The sequence below is a fragment of the Infirmifilum sp. genome, from assembly GCF_049970975.1.
Classification (GTDB): domain Archaea; phylum Thermoproteota; class Thermoprotei; order Thermofilales; family Thermofilaceae; genus Thermofilum; species Thermofilum uzonense.
This window is the reverse complement of sequence record NZ_JBMFLX010000157.1, coordinates 1-2628: the sequence shown is the minus strand read 5'-3', so window position 1 is coordinate 2628 and position 2628 is coordinate 1. Positions and strand designations below refer to the sequence as shown.

General features: G+C 47.1%; 2 protein-coding genes, 3 tRNA genes and 2 pseudogenes. 2 read left to right on the top strand and 5 right to left on the bottom strand.

The genetic code is table 11. The features are described from left to right. Nucleotides 1-4: 4 nt before the first annotated feature. A tRNA-Ile gene (locus tag ACP5KC_RS09960) sits at nt 5-134 on the bottom strand. A gap of 168 nt (nt 135-302) precedes the next feature. On the opposite strand from ACP5KC_RS09960, the gene ACP5KC_RS09955 reads away from it, so the two are divergent. Then, nucleotides 303-410: transfer RNA gene (locus ACP5KC_RS09955), tRNA-Asp, on the top strand. A gap of 73 nt (nt 411-483) precedes the next feature. Then, nucleotides 484-576, top strand: a tRNA-Trp gene (locus ACP5KC_RS09950). Here the strand turns inward: ACP5KC_RS09950 and ACP5KC_RS09945 are convergent. The 4 genes and pseudogenes from ACP5KC_RS09945 to ACP5KC_RS09930 form a co-directional block, all read right to left on the bottom strand. Beyond that, nucleotides 558-1064 carry a DUF371 domain-containing protein gene (locus ACP5KC_RS09945; RefSeq protein WP_236944882.1) on the bottom strand — a complete coding sequence of 169 codons (507 nt, stop codon included), beginning with the start codon at nt 1062-1064 and terminating at the stop codon, nt 558-560. The two genes, ACP5KC_RS09950 and ACP5KC_RS09945, sit on opposite strands and share 19 nt — an antisense overlap. A gap of 1 nt (nt 1065) precedes the next feature. Beyond that, nucleotides 1066-2103 (bottom strand): annotated as a pseudogene (gene fen, locus ACP5KC_RS09940) (flap endonuclease-1); the annotation flags it as partial. After that, nucleotides 2096-2374, bottom strand: a complete 279-nt coding sequence (locus tag ACP5KC_RS09935; protein WP_052884823.1) for a hypothetical protein — start codon at nt 2372-2374, stop codon at nt 2096-2098. The pseudogene fen and the gene ACP5KC_RS09935, both read right to left, overlap by 8 nt. Then, nucleotides 2371-2628, bottom strand: a pseudogene (locus ACP5KC_RS09930) (AAA family ATPase); the annotation flags it as partial. The gene ACP5KC_RS09935 and the pseudogene ACP5KC_RS09930, both read right to left, overlap by 4 nt.

The following is a 2628-nucleotide window of genomic DNA, read 5'->3' as shown; positions in this document are numbered from 1 at the left end:
AGAGTGGGCCGGCCGGGATTTGAACCCGGGACCCCCCGGTCTCTGGAAGAGGCGCCAGAGGGGCGCGCTCGTTTATCAGCTTCACCGCGCTATAGGAAGCGCTCGGATGCTCTACCTGGCTGAGCCACCGGCCCTCCGCGCGGCATTAGAACAAAGATTAGGATAAATATATTGCTTACGCATCTCTATCCCCTTAAAGCCTTTTCATACTGTTAAAAGGTGTAATGCTAAGTGCGGGGCCGCGTTATAATCGATCGCGGAGCGAAAAAAACATAAAGCCCTTTCCTATTGTGATTTGCGTAGCCCCGGTCGTCTAGTGGCCCAGGAAGACCTGGTCCTGGAGTGGCGGCCTGTCGAGCCGCAGAGCCCTGTAGGCGCGGAGAACCCGGGTTCGAATCCCGGCCGGGGCGCTTTAACCTTTTTACTATGAAGCTGCATCTTCGAAGAAAAGTTTATGAGTCTAGATTGTAAGTTGCTTTGAGGGGGCCGGTAGCTCAGCTAGGTAGAGCGGCGGTCTCTAGTAAGAGGTCGAGGCTCCAGACCCGTAGGTCGGGGGTTCAAGTCCCTCCCGGCCCACCTTTTCTTATAAAATCTTCTAGCTTTGCCAGAACTGCGTCCGGGCTATTTGTTGCTATTAGCAGTACCCTGATTGTCGCATCGGGACTTTTCAAGTATTCTCGGATTTTCAGGTGTATGTCTTTCGCTGCTTTATTGGAGTTTATGGCTATTGTCCTGCCATCAATGTAGCTACTTTTACGGATCACTAGTGATCTAGAGTCCGTGAAAAGCAGGGAAGGAGAGCCCCTAGCTACAAGGTAGTCATACTCGTTTATCTTAAGCGCGGATATTATGAACACCAGCCAAAGTCCGTCTTTGAGAGCCTTCTTTAATTGGGGATTGAGATCAGAAGCAGACTTGTTCGATGAAACAGCTATTATACAGTCTCCTCTGGGTGTTAGCCATGCATCTTTGGTTATTTCAAGGGTGGTTCTATGACTGGCTTTTATGTTCGGATGCCCACGCGCTACTATTTCATCAATGACTCCTAAATCGTGCTCAACCAACTTAAAACCCGAACCAGCTTTCCAGGGATGATTGCTTGAAGTACATCTTAAACGCTTTTTCAAGCCTTTCCAAGGCGTTCTCAACACGTTCTAGCGAAAACTGGTGTTCATCTACTAATAGCCTCTTTACACCCTCCTTGTCAGGCTCTCTCCAAGTTATAGTATAGTTATCTGTTACTTGCGGCTTTAGGAAAAGCTCGAGGATTTTCTCGGGTGGAACATCGAATTCCCAGGGAACCGCGCGGAAGATTTTCTCGGGATCCCTAAGCTCTTTCACTAGCTTCAGAGCTTTCTTCGCACCATATCCCTTAACACCGCCGGGATTATAATCTGTGCCTACCAGGATTCCAATAATGATCAACTGCTCACGTGTGATGCCATGGTAGGATAAGAGCTCGTTTAGCTCTATCAGCTCTGGCTTTACCTCCACGTATACATCTTTCCTCGGAAGCTTTCTCTTGCCGGTAACTGCGAGATTTCGTACAAGCCTAAGACTCCCGAAGAGTAGGGAGTCGAAGTCCTGGCTTCCAGACGCCCATGCGTCACCTTTTTGAACAATATAAGCTGCTTGTGCTTCTCCCTCGCTTGGTGCTTGAACGTAAGGGATACCCATAAATTGGAGGAGCTTTTTAGCATCTTCAACCATCGACGTAGACAATCTGCTTGTTTGCTGTGCGTAAATTCTGGCTTCTTCAAGTTCCCCGCGCTCCAAGGCCTCCCTGTATCTTTTCTCGGCCTCAACTTTAATTTGCTGTCTCTTCTCGAGCTCCTTCGCCTTTAACTCTGGTGGTTTGCCATCAAAGACATAGACGGGTTTTAAACCACTCTCTATATAGTTGATCGTTCTATAAAAGAGCCCGTTGAGGTGGCTTGTAATGTTACCTTGTGCATCCAGTAGCGGGGTTCCGTCTTTTTGACGTATCGTGGCTAAAAACTGGTAGAGAATATTATAGGCATCTATGGCTAAAACTTTCCCACTGAGGGACGACAACTCAGACTCATGTGCAACAGGTTCAACTAGCTCTTTAAGGTCAACCCCCGTTGGAGGACACCTCCAAGTTTCTTCTTACTTCGCGCTCACTTAAAAGCTGTATGCTCCTAACATTCCTTTTCAAGATCGAGACCCTAATTAGGCCTCGGGTCTCGAGCACTAACAAAATCTTGTTGAATTCTCGTATAGACAATGTATTGTCACCAGTCGCTTCTAACCTCTTAGACAGGGATTCATAGAGTTCTCGTTCGGTAGCCTGCCCTCCTTTACTCTTCAACTCTTCAATTATCTCTGGAATAATTTTGTAGAGCGACTTCATACATAGAAACCTGTTACCGTCAACTGTTGTTTAGTAATCTTTCTCGCTCTCTCATTCCATGACTCATAGAATTTTATAATATCAGGTGTCAACGATGGATGAATCTTCCTCAATGCCTCTTCAAAATGCCTCATATGAACTTTTTCTGTAGAAATGTCTTCCCTTAGAGCGATAAGGCCTGCCTCACGAACGAGAACCTCGATGTCTGCTCCTGTGTATCCTTCTGTTCTTTTGGCTAGTTCTGCTAGGTCTAC